Genomic DNA, 15288 nt, shown 5'->3' on the forward strand with positions numbered 1-15288 from the left:
ACCCGAACATGGCGGAGGGATGAGCAATGTCGGCGATTTTGCTGGCGGGGCCGGTGGTGGAGCCGTGGACGCTCGCCGAGTTGAAGGCGTTCCTGCGCCTCGATCACGACGACGACGATTCGGTGATCGCGTCGCTGCAGGCCGCGGCGCGCGCGCAGATCGAGGCGATGACGCGGCGCGCGCTGCTTTTGCAGAGCTGGCGGATCACGCGCGACGCCTGGCCGCGCGACGGCCGCATTGCGCTGCGGATCGGGCCGCTGCGGGCGCTGCTCGCGGCGCGGGTGCTCGACGCGCAGGGCACGGCGCATCCGATCGACGTCGAGAACTTCGTGGTCGATACGTCCGACGGCGTGATCGCCGCGCCTGTGTGGTCGCTGCGGGAGCCGGGGCGCAGCGCCGGCGGCATCGTGCTCGACGTCGAGCTCGGCTACGGCACGCACGCCTCGGACGTGCCGGAACTGCTGCGCCACGCGGTGCGGACGCTGGCGGCGCATTGGTACGACAATCGCGGCATGGCGGCGATCGGCGGCAGCGTGGCGATGCTGCCGGGCAGCGTCGCGGCGATGATCGCGAGCTTCCGGGTGCCGGCGCTGTGATCGATCCGGGCCGACTGAACACGCGGCTGACGCTGCAGGCGCCGGTCGAGAGTGACGACGGGCAGGGCGGCGTGGTCCGCAGCTACGCGCCGCAAGCCGTGGTGTGGGCGCGGGTCGTTCAGCACGCGGCGCGCGAGGGCGTCGATGCCGATGCCGACCGAGCGATGCTGCGCGTGGCGATCACGCTGCGCGGCGGCGTCGCGCTGACGCGGGCGCATCGGTTGATCGATGGCGCGCGGATCTATCGCATCGTGTCGTGGCGCAAACGCGACGCCGGCACCTGGCTCGAGATCGATGCCGAGACGCGGCTGGGTTGAGTTTCCCCTCCCCCTTGCGGGGAGGGTGGCCGGCCGTAAGGCCGGTCGGGTGGGGGTGGGCCACGCGCTCAGTGCTCGTTGCACCCCCACCCCGGCCTCCGCTTCGCTCGGCCGACCCTCCCCGCAAGGGGGAGGGGAGCCGGACACGCTTCATCCTTTCTCACAGCATCAAGCAGGTCTTCGCCATGCCCACCGCACCCGTGGCGCTGCGCGCTGCGATCCATCAGGCGCTTAGTTCGAACAGCGGACTACTCGCCGCGCTCGGCGGCGCGCGGGTCTATGACGAGCCGCCGCGCGACGCGGCGTTGCCTTATGTCACGCTCGGCGAGGCGCGGATCAGCGATGCTTCCGCCGACGATTCGCCGATGCAGGAGCATCAGCTCACGCTGCACGCCTGGTCGCGGCAGGGCGGGCATAGAGAGGCGCATGTCATCACCGGCGCGCTGCTGCAGGCGCTCGACGACGCGCCGCTGCAGCCCGCCGGCCACCGCCTGGTCAATCTGCGCTTCGCGCTCGCCGATATCCGCCGCGAGCCCGACGGCCGCACCTATCACGCATTGGTGCGGTTCCGCGCCGTCACCGAACCGAACAATTAGCAAGGAGACGCGCATGGGCGCACAGAAGGGCAAGGATCTGCTGGTCAAGATCAGCGACGGCAGTACTTACGTCACCGTCGCGGGGCTGCGCAGCCGCAGAATCGCGTTCAACGCCGAACTGGTCGACATCACTCACGCCGAATCCGTCGAGCGCTGGCGCGAGCTGCTGGCCGGCGCCGGCGTCCGCCGCGCCTCGATCTCCGGCCGCGGCCTGTTCAAGGACGCGGCCTCCGACGCGCTGGTGCGAAGTGCGTTCTTCAACGGGCTGATCAGCGACTGCCAGCTGATCGTGCCGGATTTCGGCGCGATCTCCGGTCCGTTCCAGATCGCCAGCCTCGAATTCGCCGGCGAGCACAATGGCGAGGTGACGTTCGACGTCACGCTGGAAAGCGCCGGCGCGCTCGGCTTCGCAGCGCTGTGACCACCGCGCGCATCGTGCGCGCGGCCACCCCCACCCCGCTCGCTGCGCGAGCGACCCTCCCCGCAAGGGGGAGGGTGAGCCAACACGGAGCCCATCATGGCCAACAGACATCGCGGTGAGATCGAGGCGGAGATCGGCGGCAGGACGCGCACGCTGGTGCTGACGCTGGGCGCGCTGGCCGAATTGGAGAGCGCGTTCGCGGCGTCCGACCTTGTGGCGCTGGCGCAGCGCTTCGGCAGCGGGCATCTGTCGGCGCGCGATCTGGTGCGGATCATCGCGGCGGGCCTGCGCGGCGCCGGCGAGGCGGTGAGCGACGACGAGGTCGCGGCGATGACGGTCGCGGGCGGCGCCACCGGCTATGCGACGATCGCGGCCGAGCTGATCGCCGCGACCTTCGGCGAAGCGGCGTGACGCCGTTTCCCTGGGCCGAGGCGATGCAATTCGGCTTCGGCGTGTTGCGGCTGTCGCCGGATCAGTTCTGGCGGATGACGCCGCGCGAGCTCGCCAGCGCGCTGATCGGCGCGCGCGGCGGGATCGCGGCGCCGCTCGATCGCGGCGGTCTCGACGACCTGATGCGGCGCTATCCCGATCACCAGGAGCAGGCGCGATGACGAGCAACTGCGAGGACTGCGACTGCGACTGCGTCGACGAGACGTCGCAGAAGGTCGACCAGCTCACCACCAAGACCCAGGCGCTGAGCAGCGAGGCCAAGGGCTTCGCCCGCGCGATGACCAGCGCGTTCTCGCAGTCGGTCACCGGCGGCAAGCAGTTCGAGGACGTGCTGAAGTCGCTGGTGCTGAGGGTCTCGGACCTGGCGCTGAAGGCGGCGCTGAAGCCGCTGACGAGCGGCCTCGCCACCGGCTTCGACGGCCTGTTCTCGGGCCTGTTCGGCGGCGCCACCAAGGCGGCCGACGGCGCGATCAAGCCGTTTGCGGCGGGCGGGGTGATCGGCACGCCGACCTACTTTCCGATGCTCGGCGGCGGCGTCGGGCTCGCGGGCGAAGCGGGGCCGGAGGCGATCCTGCCGCTGCAGCGCGGGCCGGACGGCAAGCTCGGTGTCGCCAGCCAGGGCGGCGGCAGCGTGATCAACATCCAGATCGCGACGCCCGACGCCGACAGCTTCCGCCGCTCGGAGAGCTACGTCACTGGCCAGATCGCGCGCGCCGTCTCGCGCGGGCAGCGCGGGCTGTGAACCCTCCCCCTTGCGGGGAGGGTCGCTCGCGCAGCGAGCGGGGTGGGGGGCCGCGGGCACTGCGCGCGTGGCCACCCCCACCCGGCCCGACGCCGCTGCGCGTCGCCGGTCCACCCTCCCCACAAGGGGGAGGGTAAAGAGGGCGCGAGCCTCAGCATGACGGTGCCTTTGTTGCGAGCAAGATCATGACCGCATTCCACGAGATCCTGTTCCCGCTCGACATCGCGCTGAAGAGCGCGGGCGGGCCGGAGCGGCGGACCGAGATCGTGTCGTTCGGCTCCGGCCGCGAGCAGCGCAATGCGCGCTGGGCGGAGTCGCGGCGGCGGTTCGACGCCGGCTACGGCGTCCGCACGCTGGAAGCGCTGCAGGCGGTGGTGGCGTTCTTCGAGGAGCGGCGCGGGCAGCTCTACGGCTTCCGCTGGCGCGACCGGCTGGACTCGTCGTCGGCCGCGCCGGGGCATCCGCCGTCGCCGCTCGATCAGGGCATCGGCATCGGCGACGGCGCGACCGCGAACTATCAATTGGTGAAGAGCTATGGCGCAGGCTTTGCGCCCTATGCGCGGCGGATCGCCAAGCCGGTCGCGGGATCGGTGCGCGTCGCGGTGAATGGCGTCGAGGCGACGGGCGGCTTCGTCGTCGATATCACCACCGGCGTGGTGACGTTCCTCGCCGGCCACATCCCGCCGCCGGGCGCGGCAGTGACCGCCGGCTATCAGTTCGACGTGCCGGTGCGGTTCGACACTGATTATCTCGAAGTCGACCTGTCGGCGTTCTCCGCCGGCGCGATCCCGAAAATTCCGGTGGTCGAGATCGGGGTATGAGGACTGACCCTCTCCCCTTGTGGGAGAGGGTGGCTTCGCGAAGCGAAGCCGGGTGAGGGGCCGAGGGCACGGCGCCCCCTCATCCGTCGCGGACTTCGTCCGCGCCACCTTCTCCCACGAGGGGAGAAGGAAAGAACAGGTGATCGTCCATGCGCTCCATTTCCTCCGCGTTGCAAGCGAAACTCGACTCCGGCGCGACCACGCTCGCTCAGTGCTGGATCGTGCGGCGGCGCGACGGCGGCGTGCTCGGCTTCACCGATCACGATCGCGATCTGCTGATCGAAGGCGTGAGCTGCCGGGCCGGGACCGGCTTTGCGGCCTCGGAGGCGGCGCAGCGGTTCGATCTGTCGGTCGACGGCGCCGAGATTTCCGGCGCTCTGTCCGACGATCTGCTGCGCGAGGCCGATCTCGCCGCCGGGCGCTACGACGCAGCGACGGTCGAGAGCTGGCTGGTCGACTGGAGCGATCCGTCGCTGCGGGTGCTGACCGCGCGCGGTTCGGTCGGCGAGGTGCGGCGCGAGGGGCAGGCGTTCACCGCGGAGCTGCGCGGGCTCGCCGATCTGCTGTCGCAGGAAAGCGGGCGGCTCTACACCGCGGGTTGCGGCGCCGATCTCGGCGACGGCCGCTGCCGCGTCGATATCAATCACCCGACACTGCGCGGCGCCGGCCACGTCACCGCCGCGCTCGGAACCTCGACGCTGGCGGTGGCCGGGCTCGAAGCCTATGCGGCGGGGCTGTTCAGCGCCGGCCGGCTGAGCTGGACCAGCGGCGCCAATGCCGGCGCGGCGATCGAGATCAAGCAGCATCGCGTCGTTGCGGGCGAGGTCCGGCTGTCGCTGTGGCAGGCGATGGCCGAGCCGGTCGCGGCCGGCGACGGCTTCGTGGTCACGGCGGGCTGCGACAAGCAGTTCGCCACCTGCCGCGACCGCTTCGGCAATGGCGTCAATTTCCGCGGCTTCCCGCAGATCCCCGGCAATGATTTCGTCGTCGGCTATCCGGTGCCCGGCGCGCCCGGCCATGGCGGCGGCTCGATCGGCGGCGGATATGGCGGCGGCGGCGCCGGCGGCGGCATCGGTTAGCAGACCGGCCGCGATCCTTCTGTCACGCGAGAGGCGATCATGAGCAGAACTGTTGCCCGCGACGCGCTGGTGGCCGAGGCGCGGAGCTGGATCGGCACGCGCTATCGGCATCAGGCGTCGGTGAAGGGCGTCGGCTGCGACTGCCTGGGGCTGGTGCGCGGCGTCTGGCGCAGCTGCATCGGCGACGAGCCGGAAGCGCCGCCGCCTTACGCGCCGGACTGGGCCGAGGCGCAGGGCGCGGAGACGCTGGCGGAGGCGGCGCTGCGGCACCTTCGGCCGATCGCGCCGGATGCGTTCGGCGCCGGCGACGTGCTGCTGTTCCGTTGGCGCGAGCGCTGCGTCGCCAAGCACGTCGCGATCGCGAGTTCGGCGACGACGATGATCCATGCCCATGACGGCGCGTCGGTCTGCGAGATCGCGATCGCGCCCTGGTGGCGGCGACGGCTGGCTTATGCGTTCAGCTTTCCGGGGGTGGTGGAGTAAGTGCAGAGGTCGTTAGTTTCGACGCGGCCTCCTAGAGGAGTCGTCCCCGCGCAGGCGGGGACCCATACCCCCTTGCTTTTCAAGAGAAGCATGGCCTCTGTCGCGGTGCCTCGATCGAGATGCTGCGGCGTATGGGTCCCCGCCTGCGCGGGGACGACATGCGGATAGGCAAAGCCCAAGTTGCGCATCGACGTCGGGCGGGAGAGGGAGCAGGCTGCGGCTGTTGCGGTGTCGGGGTCTCCACGAAGACGGCGTGCGAACTCAGGACGGCGCGCCGTCGGCGTGGGCGGGGGCGATCGGCGCGGAGCGGGCCTGGACGATCATCTGTTTGATGGAAGCGACGGTTTCGGGCGCGAGATGCTGGTGCGCGCCGAGCGCGACGTAGATCGCGTTCAGCGTGTTCTTGCGGACGTCCGGGGGAAACAGGACGGTGCCGCGCGCGCTGTCGGCGAGCCCGAACATCGCCTGGGCGGCGAGGCCCAGATCGTATCCCCACACCCAGCACCACAGCCGCACGGCGGTCGACCATCCGCGCTGATAGGCGCGCAGCGTGGTGCCGGTCTCGAACAGCGCCTTCTCGGCGGCGTCGCGGACCTCGTCGCTCGCCCCGCCGTCGACGGTGTAGTAGCGCTCGGCGGTCTGCAGCGCCGCGATCCGCTCTTTCTGCAGGGCGACCACCGGCTTGCCGACGAAGTTGACGACAAACCACGCCGCGACCGCGACCGCTGCACTCGCCACCAGTTCCTGAATCATCTCATCCTGCTCCGGCCGTCGCCGCGAAGGATGTACGATGCAAATGCCGTGGCCGCCGTCAATGCCACCGGGATTCGACTTACGTCGCGCTGCGCGTCGACGGGCGCGCGTTCTCACCTCTCCCGCGGGCGGGGAGAGGTCGGCGCGCATCGTCAGATGCGTGCCGGGTGAGGGGGCGTTTCGGCGGGGCCGAGAGCCAGCGACGCGTGGCGCCCTCACCCCGGCCCTCTCCCGCAAGCGGGAGAGGGAGCGCGCGGTGCGGGCGGCGAGGTCGTCTTCTGGCATCGAGCTAGTTAGGCGCGCTTCTTCACCTCTCCCCGCGCGCGGGGAGAGGTCGGCGCGCATCGTCAGATGCGTGCCGGGTGAGGGGGCGTTTCGACGGGCCGAGAGCCAGCGACTCGTGGCGCCCTCACCCCAACCCTCTCCCGCAGGCGGGAGAGGGGGCGCGCAGCGGGTGGGGCGAGGTCGTGTCCAACACGCGCGCGGCCGGCGATTGTTCTCACCGATCTCCAACGAAGTAATCATCCATGGCAGCTCTGGTTCTTTCAGTCGCCGGTGCGGCGGTCGGTGCGGTGTTCGGGCCGGTCGGCGCGATCGCGGGACGGATTGCGGGCGCTGTGATCGGCAACGCGCTGGATCAGTCGCTGTTCGGCGCCGGGTCGAAATCGGTCGAGGGGCCGCGGCTGGCCGATCTCGAGGTGATGGCCTCGACCGAGGGTGCGCCGATTCCGCGGGTCTACGGCCGGGTGCGGCTGGCGGGGCAGGTGATCTGGGCGACCGAACTCGAGGAAGTGATCACCACGGAAGAGAGTTCGTCGGGCGGCGGCAAGGGCTCCGGCGGCGGCGCGAGCACCACGACCACGACCTATACGTACTTCGCCAATCTCGCGGTCGGGCTGTGCGAGGGGCCGATCGGCCGGGTGGCGCGGATCTGGGCCGACGGCAAGCCTCTCGATCTGTCCGGCCTCGATCTGCGCGTCCATCGCGGCGACGAGGACCAGGCGCCGGACGATCTGATCATCGCCAAGGAGGGCGCGGCGAACGCGCCGGCCTATCGCGGGCTGGCCTATGTGGTGTTCGAGCGGCTGCCGCTGGCCGATTACGGAAACCGGATTCCGCAATTGTCGTTCGAGATCGTGCGGCCGGTCGGCGCGCTGGAAGCGATGGCGCGCGCGGTGACGCTGATCCCCGGCACGACGGAATACGGCTACGAGCCGGCGACGCGGGTGCAGATCGTCGACAAAGGCAGCGTCGCGCCGGAGAACCGCCACGTCGCGCACGCGGTCTCCGACGTGGTCGCGGCGCTCGACGAATTGCAGGGCGTGTGCCCGCGGCTGGAGCGCGTCGCGATCGTGGTGGCGTGGTTCGGCTCCGATCTGCGCGCCGGCCAGTGCAGCGTGCGGCCGGGCGTCGAGAGCCGCGACAAATGGGTCGACGGCGCGACCTGGTCGGTCGACGGCGCGCGCCGCGGCGATGCCTGGCTGGTGTCGCAGGTCGACGGACGGCCGGCTTACGGCGGCACGCCGTCGGACGACAGCGTCACGCATCTGATCGGCGAGCTGAAGGCGCGCGGGCTGAAGGTGACGTTCTATCCGTTCGTGATGATGGACGTGCCGGCCGGCAACGGCCTGCCCAATCCGTGGACCGGCGCTGCGCCGCAGCCGCCTTATCCGTGGCGCGGGCGGATCAGTTGCGATCCGGCGCCGGGCGTGGCCGGCTCGCCGCAGGGCAGCGCGGCGGCGGCGGCGCAGGTGGCGAGTTTCTTCGCCGGCGGCGCCTGGAATTATCGCCGGATGATTTTGCACTACGCGCGGCTTTGCGCCGAGGCGGGCGGCGTCGATGCGTTCCTGATCGGCTCGGAGCTGCGCGGGCTGACGCGGGTGCGCTCCGGCGCCGGCGTCTATCCGGCGGTGCAGCAGCTCGTGGCGCTGGCGAACGACGTCAAGGCGATCGTCGGCGGCGGCACGCTGGTCACGTATGGCGCGGACTGGACCGAATACGGCGCCGACGTCGTGACGCCGGACGCCTCCGAGGTGCGGTTTCCGCTCGATCCGCTGTGGGCATCGCCTTCGATCGGCGCGATCGGGATCGACTACTACGCGCCGCTCGCCGACTGGCGCGACGACGCCGGTCATCTCGACGCGGCGATCGCCGGCTCGACTTACGACCGCGCCTATCTCGACCGCAACGTCACCGCCGGAGAGGCGTTCGACTGGTACTACCCGGACGATTCCGCGCGCGCCGCGCAGGCGAGGTCGCCGATCACCGACGGGCTCGGCAAGCCGTGGACCTTCCGGGTCAAGGACATCAAAAGCTTCTGGTCGCAGCCGCATCACGAACGCGTCGGCGGCGTCGAGCTTGCCGCGCCGACGGCGTGGGCGCCGATGAGCAAGCCGGTGTGGCTGACGGAAGTCGGCTGCCCCGCGGTCGACAAGGGCGCCAACCAGCCGAGCGTGTTTCCCGATCCGAAATCCAGCGAGAACTACGCGCCGTATTTCTCCAGCGGCGACCGCGACGATCTGATCCAGCGCCGCTACCTCGAAGCGCTCCTCGCCGCGTTCGATCCGGCGTTCGGCGCCAGCGAGGCGCGCAATCCGGTGTCGCCGGTGTATGGCGGGCGGATGATCGATCCGTCGGCGATCCATCTGTGGACCTGGGATGCGCGGCCTTATCCGGTGTTTCCGGCGGCCGGGGATGTCTGGAGCGACGCGCCGAACTGGCAGAGCGGGCACTGGCTGACCGGACGGCTCGGCGGCGCGCCGCTCGATGCGCTGGTGGCGCAGCTCTGCGCCGACAGCGGCGTCGTCGGCGTCGTCGGCGTCGATGCCAGCGCGTTGCGCGACGCTTGCGACGGCTATGTGGTCGACCGGCCGATGACGCCGCGGGCGATGATCGAGCCGCTGGCCATGGCTTACGCGTTCGACGCCGCCGCGGCCGACGGCAGCTTGCGCTTCGTGCCGCGCGGCGGCGCGCCGGTGGCGGAACTGGGCGAGGACGATCTGGTGCTGCCGGACAAAGGCGCGCCGTCGCGGCTGACGCGGGCGCAGGAGACCGAGCTGCCGCTCGAAGTGGCGTTCGGCTTCACGGACGCGCTCGCCGATTATCGCCGCGCGGCGGCGGCGTCGCGCCGGCTGGTCGGCTCCGCGCATCGCATCGTCCATGCCGATCTGGCGGTGGTGACCAGCGACGCCGCGGCGGCGCGGCGCGCCGAGATCTTCCTGCAGGATCTGTGGGCCGGGCGCGAGACCGCGAGCTTCGCGCTCGGGCCGCAGCAATTGGCGCTGGCGCCGGGCGACGTGGTGGCGCTGACGCTGAACGGCCGGCGGCGGCTGTTCGAGATCAGCGAGATCGTCGACACGCAGTCGCGCGCGGTCAGGGCGCGCAGCATCGATCCGGAGGTGTTCGCGCTGCCGCTGCGGGCGCCGCGCCGGATCGCGCCGCAGCTTCCCGCGGCGCTGGGGCCGGCGCATGTGGTGGCGCTCGACCTGCCGGTGATCGACGCCGCGGCGCCCGACGTGCTGACGCGGCTCGCGGTGTTCGCCAATCCGTGGCCGGGGTCGGAAGTGATCTACGCTTCGGCCGACGGCGCGAGCTATCAGCCGCTGGCGAGCGCGCCGGTGCGCGCGATCATCGGCGAGACGTTGGATCCGCTGCCGCGCGGGCCTGTGGCGGTGTGGGATCATGCCACCCGGCTGCGGGTGCGGATCCTCGGCGGCGCGCTGTCGTCGCTGTCGGACGCGCGGGTGCTCGCCGGCGGCAACGCCGCGGCGGTGCAGAACCAGGACGGCGACTGGGAGATCCTGCAATTCGCGCAGGCCGAACTGATCGACGGCAACACTTACTTGCTGTCTCGGCTGCTGCGCGGCCAGGCCGGCAGCGAGCACGCGATGCGCGATGCCGTGCCGGCGGGTGCCGCGTTCGTGCTGCTGGACCGCCATCTGGTGCCGCTGGCGCGCGGGCTCGACGCGCTGGGGCGCGCCAAGGCGCTGCGCGTTGTCGCGGCCGGGCGCAGCCATGACGATGCCAGCGCGTCGGCGCTGAGCGTGACGCCGGGGCCGACGGCGCTGCGGCCGCTGGCGCCGGTGCATCTGAAGGTCAGGCGCGATGCGGACGGCGTGCATCTGTCGTGGATCAGGCGGACGCGGATCGACGGCGACGGCTGGGGCAACGAGGTGCCGCTCGGCGAGGACGCCGAGGCCTATGCGGTCGACATCCTCGCGCCGGACGGCGCATCGGTGCGCACGCTCATCAGCGCCGCGCCGCAGGCGCTGTATCCGGCGGCGTTCGAACTCGCCGATTTCGGCGCGCCGCAACCGGGCCTGCGCGTCCGCGTCGCGCAGCTCTCGGCCACCGTCGGCCGCGGCTTCGCCACGGAAGCGACCCTCGCGCTGTAGACCAAAGGAAACGCCATGACCGCCACCGCCAATCTCGGGCTGCCTTTCATCGAGGCGAGCCAGGCGCAGAAGCACGTCACCCACAACGAGGCGCTGCGGATTCTCGACGCCGCGATCCAGATCGCGGTCGCCGACCGCGACCGCAGCGCGCCGCCGCCGGGCCCGGCCGAGGGCGCGCGCCATATCGTCGCCGATGGCGCCACCGGCGCCTGGAGCGGGCAGGCGCATGCGATCGCGACCTGGCAGGACGGCGCGTGGGCGTTCCTCGCGCCGAAACAGGGCTGGTGCGTGTGGTCGGTCGCCGACGACGTGCTGCTGGTGTTCGACGGCGGCGACTGGCGCGACCTGCGCGACCTGCGGGTGTCGCTCGACAACGCCGCGCGGCTCGGCGTCAATACCACGGCCGATGCACCGAACCTGCTCAGCGTCAAATCCGACGCCGCTTTGTTCGCCGCGATCGACCCGGCCGCCGGCGGCAGCGGCGACATCCGCGTGCAGCTTTCCAAGGCGGCCGCGGCCGACACCGCCTCGGTGGTGTTCTCCGACGCCTATTCGGGCCGCGCCGAATTCGGCCTGATCGGCTCCGATGCGTTCAAGCTCAAGGTCTCGGCCGACGGCGCGAACTGGGTCGAGGCGCTGACGATCGATCCGGCCGGCGGCGGCTGCGCGCTGCCGCGCGCTTTGGCGCTGACCGGGGTCGCCGCGCCGCCGCAGCTCACCGCCGACCAGCTCGACTACGCGCCGGCCGGGCTCGGTGCGGCCTCGGTGCTGAAGCTCTGGTCGGACGCCGCGCGCAGCCTGACCGGGCTCGCCGGCGGCGCCGAGGGCCGCATCCTGTGCGTCGTCAATGCCGGCACCGCGCCGCTGACGCTCGCCGGCGACAGCCCCGCCTCGCAGCCGGCGAACCGGTTCTCGCTCGGCGGCGACGTCGCGATCAGCGCCAAGCAGGCGGCGCTGCTGCGCTACGACGGCGCCGCGGCGCGCTGGTTCCTGATCGCCGGCGGCGTCGACCGCGGCGCCTGGACGCCCTACACGCCGATCGTGACGCCGGGCGGCGGCAGCTTCGGCGCCGTCACCGCCACCGGCGCCTACAAGCGCATCGGCAAAACCGTCTTCCTCCGCGTCAGCATCGCGGTCGCCGATATCGGCAGCGCCGTGTCGTATTTCTACGCCACGCTGCCGCCGGGGGTGACTCCGGTCGCGCACTGCATGCTGGCGGCGAACAATATGAGTGCGAATGTCCTGATGGTGGCGTCGGTGGCCGCTGGCGGAAACATCGTCGTGTTCACGAGATGCGACAACACCAATATCGGTGTGACGTCAGGGCAGACCGTGGCTGCCACTGGGGCGATTGAGATTGTCTAAAATGCCAAATGGATGCGGCACAATTAGTTCGCCCGCTGATCAATGCGGTCCTGAAGGTCAATTCGAAACCACTCTTTTGGTAACGACTTCTGATGGCTGGTTGAGTTGACGATCACTATCGCCGCGCTACAAAGCAGTACATTGGTGCTGCATGATTTCCGTCGTTGTGCTTCGCCGTAAACGTCTTAACAGAAAATTTAGTGAATCCGGCGATTTGCAAAACTGCCCGCAGCCACGCCGGCGTTATGATTGACCAAGTACCGGGGTTGGTTCTGCTGCTGAGATCCGGTCGGAAATAGAGCGCGGGTGGCGCATCTAGATCAAGACTCATTCCTTCATCGGTTTCCGTGATGATGATCGCATCGGAGACGTGCTGAGCAACATTAAGGAGAGCTGCGAGCGGATTGTTGAGGTGCAACAAAATGGCACCAAACAGGGCAGCATCAGCTCGCTCGACGGGAATTGGATCCTGCATCACGTCGCCAAGCCATAGCTCCACTTGGGAGCCGAGTAAGCGCCGCGACAGCAGGAACGAGTTGCGCAGCGCCTCTTGAGAATCAAGTCGGTAGCGAACGCATTGTTCAAACGAGAATCCGAGGCGATCCTCAAAATCGAACCAGGGAATTAGCATTCCCTTCACATAGCGTTCTTCGTCAATATCGAGGCCCGTGACCTTGGCTCCGCGCTTCTCCATTTCGAATGCTAGAAAGCCGGAAGCTACACCACAGTCCAGCACGCGCTTTCCCGCGAAATCGTAGTTTCCGAGATAGTCGTCAGTGCAAGTGCGCAAGTCCCAATGGCCGGTAACGTTGCCGGCTTCTGGAAGGTCCATTGAGTGATAGAAGTAGAGCCGTTCGGGCGGTGTATGTCGACCAAAATCGGTAAACTGAACGAAGCCGTCCTTCTGATTAATGCCAGAAATTTCACCCAAACGATGCAACATAGTAAAATCTCCCGACGTGATTGCCGGGGTGTAATCTATGCGAGTGCTCGGGGAAAGGTTGCACGCAAGCAAAACTAGCGGTGTGCTCAATCTACAACAATCGGTGGTATCAAAGTGTTGATTTGGAGGGTCGCGCGGTAAAGTGCTGCTACTAACTACGCATCGAGACCGTGCGGTTGACCCTGAACAACAACTATCGAGAATTATTTGTATTCAGTTACCTTCCGTACCGACAACGTCGTATGCGCAGGGATCAGCCAGCGGCCAGGTTCGTCGGCTGCCTGTGCCCACGATCTGCCGACGGCTTCCGCAAGCGGAATTGAGAGCAGTTCTCCAATGGTCATCGTGGCGAAATCAGCGCGGGCGTCGGGCGGGAGGATTGAGTAGTAGCATCCGAGAATCTGCTGAACCGAATTGATCGGATGCGCGTCGCCCTTCATCGTGTGGGACACGACCTGCATTCCCTCGAACAGCGTTTTGAGGCCCTGCGGTGTCGGATTGAAGTAATGATGCGGAAAACCGTGGACCTGACAGACATAGGGCACCGTGACGATCGCGATGCCGCCGGGCTTCAGGACGCGCTCGAACTCTTTCGCCGTGATCCATGGCCGTTGCACGTGCTCCAGCACATGCAGCGCGATCACGACGTCGAATGTATCGTCGACGAAGGGAAGGCGGTCGGAGACCGAGACGATGTCGGTGCACGGCATGTCGGCGATTTCGAGATTGATGACGTTGTCGTAGGCGTGGCTCGGGATGCCTGCGCCGAAGTTCAGGACCATGCCTCCGGTCGATGCTGCGCGTTCGATGGCCTCGATTTCGATGGTGTCGAACACGCAGAGCGACGTGTCGATCGCCGACGGGATCCGATAGCCACCATCGGCGACCGCGTTGACCGCGCGCGTGTCCTGATGGAAGCGAGCCCAGCATGTCCGGCATTCGTCGGAGTTCAGCCGGGTGCCGCAGGAAGCGCACGCCAGGTTGTGGCGCACGAATTCCAGCCGGCTGGCTCGTGTCGAGGCGATCTGGTGCGCTGCGGCGGAGATAGCGGACGGCACCGTCACTTTTGCCGAGAGCAGTATTTCGTCCGCTCCGGTCAACGTCAGTTCCATCGATCCGCCTGCAGCGGGAACCGCGGAGGCAATGTCGATGACCGCGGAAAGCCGGGTGGAAGAGTGGGATGAAGCGGCTTCGATTGGGTGTCGGCGGCCATCGACCAACAGCGAAACATGCTCCGGTGCAACGGATGTATCCGCGAAAACAGGGATGTAGATCGCGTCCGCGACGTCGGGAATTGGCCGCAATAGATCGAGTCTGTGCATGACAGGCCATTGATGATTTGACGGCAGGAGCTGAACCTTCGCCGGCCGACAAAGTTCAACGGTCGTTCAGATAAACCTCTGCAGCACTTTCCTCCCTCGATTGACGTTGGCTCCGGTTCGTCCCTTGTGCTATCGGACCTCGCCGATAACGCATTGGGGGAATTGAAGATGTCATCCGCCTCGACCTACGAAGACTATTTGCGCCACAGCGACGAGGTCGCGGGTTGGGTCGAGCCGGGGTTCTTCAAGACGCTGCTGCAGGTCGAGGACATGGTGCGGGCCCATGGCGTGACGGGCTCGGTGGCGGAGATCGGGGTTCATTGCGGCAAATTCCTGCTGGCGATGGCGCTCGCCTCGGGCGACAGGCCGGCGGTGGTCGCGGTCGACAATTTCGAGAACGGGCCGGAGATCCGGGCCAGCCTGGAACGGCACGTCGCGCGGTTCTACGATCCGGACCGGGTGACGATCGTCGAGAGCGACAGCATGCAGCTTTCCAGCGCCGATCTGCTGGCGAAGCTGCCGAGTCGTGCGAAGTATTTTTCGGTCGACGGCTACCATCGGGCGGAGTTCGTCATCAACGACCTGATGGTCGCGCAGGACGTGATCTGTGACGGCGGGGTGGTGATCGTCGACGACTATCTGAGCCCGCTGGTCGGCGTCACCGAAGGCGTCACGCGTTTCCTGCTGCAGAACGCGCATCAGAAGATCGCGCCCTTCGCCTATGGCGAGAACAAGCTGCTGATGACCACGATCATCAAGCGGCGCGCCTATTTCAACCACTTCCGCAAGCTGCATCCGAAGCTGGTCAGCAAGATCGGCGGCTATCTCTGCGCCGGCATCAATCCCGACGACAAATGGTTCAAGACCGGCTGGACGAGTTCGGCGTCGTAACGTCCGGCCTGCGACCGCTCGCGGCGTCCTGAAACCGCCGGCCGCATTTCGAGCGTGCCGGCTCGGCGTCTGCGTGTCTGACTGACTTTGCCCTCGCCGATGGCGCCAGCCGCCG

The 15288-nt window shown here is 68.6% G+C and carries 16 protein-coding genes; 13 read left to right on the forward strand and 3 right to left on the reverse strand.

Translation table 11 applies throughout. From position 1 onward, the window contains the following. Positions 1-26: 26 nt before the first annotated feature. From SR870_RS02405 to SR870_RS02450, 10 genes are all read left to right on the forward strand, one after another. Positions 27-596: a head-tail connector protein gene (locus SR870_RS02405; RefSeq protein WP_322516455.1), complete on the forward strand. Its 570-nt coding sequence runs from the start codon at positions 27-29 to the stop codon at positions 594-596. Then, on the forward strand, positions 593-913 hold the full coding sequence (locus SR870_RS02410; RefSeq protein WP_322516456.1) for a head-tail adaptor protein: 321 nt from the start codon (positions 593-595) through the stop codon (positions 911-913). The genes SR870_RS02405 and SR870_RS02410 overlap by 4 nt, the downstream gene beginning before the upstream one ends. A 185-nt stretch (positions 914-1098) precedes the next feature. Further along, entirely contained in the window at positions 1099-1509 is a 411-nt protein-coding gene (locus tag SR870_RS02415; protein WP_322516457.1) for a DUF3168 domain-containing protein, read from the forward strand. Positions 1510-1522: 13 nt separating this feature from the next. After that, on the forward strand, positions 1523-1930 hold the full coding sequence (locus SR870_RS02420) for a phage major tail protein, TP901-1 family (RefSeq protein ID WP_322516458.1): 408 nt from the start codon (positions 1523-1525) through the stop codon (positions 1928-1930). A 96-nt stretch (positions 1931-2026) separates the two neighbouring features. Continuing rightward, complete coding sequence (locus tag SR870_RS02425; protein WP_322516459.1) at positions 2027-2341, forward strand: gene transfer agent family protein; 315 nt, start codon at positions 2027-2029, stop codon at positions 2339-2341. Next, entirely contained in the window at positions 2338-2541 is a 204-nt protein-coding gene (locus SR870_RS02430) for a rcc01693 family protein (protein ID WP_322516460.1), read from the forward strand. Before SR870_RS02425 ends, SR870_RS02430 begins: the two co-directional genes overlap by 4 nt. Continuing rightward, positions 2538-3122, forward strand: a complete 585-nt coding sequence (locus SR870_RS02435) for a phage tail tape measure protein (RefSeq protein ID WP_322516461.1) — start codon at positions 2538-2540, stop codon at positions 3120-3122. Before SR870_RS02430 ends, SR870_RS02435 begins: the two co-directional genes overlap by 4 nt. A 185-nt stretch (positions 3123-3307) precedes the next feature. Continuing rightward, positions 3308-3943 carry a DUF2460 domain-containing protein gene (locus tag SR870_RS02440; RefSeq protein ID WP_322516462.1) on the forward strand — a complete coding sequence of 212 codons (636 nt, stop codon included), beginning with the start codon at positions 3308-3310 and terminating at the stop codon, positions 3941-3943. Between the two features lie 149 nt (positions 3944-4092). After that, entirely contained in the window at positions 4093-5022 is a 930-nt protein-coding gene (locus tag SR870_RS02445) for a DUF2163 domain-containing protein (RefSeq protein WP_322516463.1), read from the forward strand. A 39-nt stretch (positions 5023-5061) separates the two neighbouring features. After that, a complete protein-coding gene (locus SR870_RS02450) occupies positions 5062-5505 on the forward strand; it encodes an NlpC/P60 family protein (RefSeq protein WP_322516464.1) in 444 nt (147 codons plus the stop codon). Between the two features lie 261 nt (positions 5506-5766). Here SR870_RS02450 and SR870_RS02455 read toward each other — a convergent pair whose 3' ends face one another. Next, positions 5767-6258 (reverse strand): hypothetical protein, encoded by a 492-nt coding sequence (locus SR870_RS02455; RefSeq protein ID WP_322516465.1) that lies wholly within the window; start codon positions 6256-6258, stop codon positions 5767-5769. Between the two features lie 527 nt (positions 6259-6785). On the opposite strand from SR870_RS02455, the gene SR870_RS02460 reads away from it, so the two are divergent. Together SR870_RS02460 and SR870_RS02465 are read left to right on the forward strand one after the other, a co-directional pair. Beyond that, entirely contained in the window at positions 6786-10652 is a 3867-nt protein-coding gene (locus tag SR870_RS02460) for a baseplate multidomain protein megatron (RefSeq protein ID WP_322516466.1), read from the forward strand. A 15-nt stretch (positions 10653-10667) separates the two neighbouring features. After that, positions 10668-12017, forward strand: coding sequence for a DUF2793 domain-containing protein (locus tag SR870_RS02465; RefSeq protein WP_322516467.1), 1350 nt, complete (start codon positions 10668-10670; stop codon positions 12015-12017). Between the two features lie 115 nt (positions 12018-12132). Here the strand turns inward: SR870_RS02465 and SR870_RS02470 are convergent, their stop codons facing one another. Further along, positions 12133-12960, reverse strand: coding sequence for a hypothetical protein (locus tag SR870_RS02470; RefSeq protein WP_322516468.1), 828 nt, complete (start codon positions 12958-12960; stop codon positions 12133-12135). 203 nt (positions 12961-13163) lie between these two features. Beyond that, a complete protein-coding gene (locus SR870_RS02475; protein ID WP_322516469.1) occupies positions 13164-14282 on the reverse strand; it encodes a class I SAM-dependent methyltransferase in 1119 nt (372 codons plus the stop codon). Positions 14283-14450: 168 nt separating this feature from the next. On the opposite strand from SR870_RS02475, the gene SR870_RS02480 reads away from it, so the two are divergent. Continuing rightward, entirely contained in the window at positions 14451-15173 is a 723-nt protein-coding gene (locus SR870_RS02480) for a class I SAM-dependent methyltransferase (protein WP_322516470.1), read from the forward strand. Positions 15174-15288 lie beyond the last annotated feature (115 nt).

The sequence above is a fragment of the Rhodopseudomonas palustris genome (assembly GCF_034479375.1).
Taxonomy (GTDB): Bacteria; Pseudomonadota; Alphaproteobacteria; order Rhizobiales; family Xanthobacteraceae; genus Rhodopseudomonas; species Rhodopseudomonas palustris_M.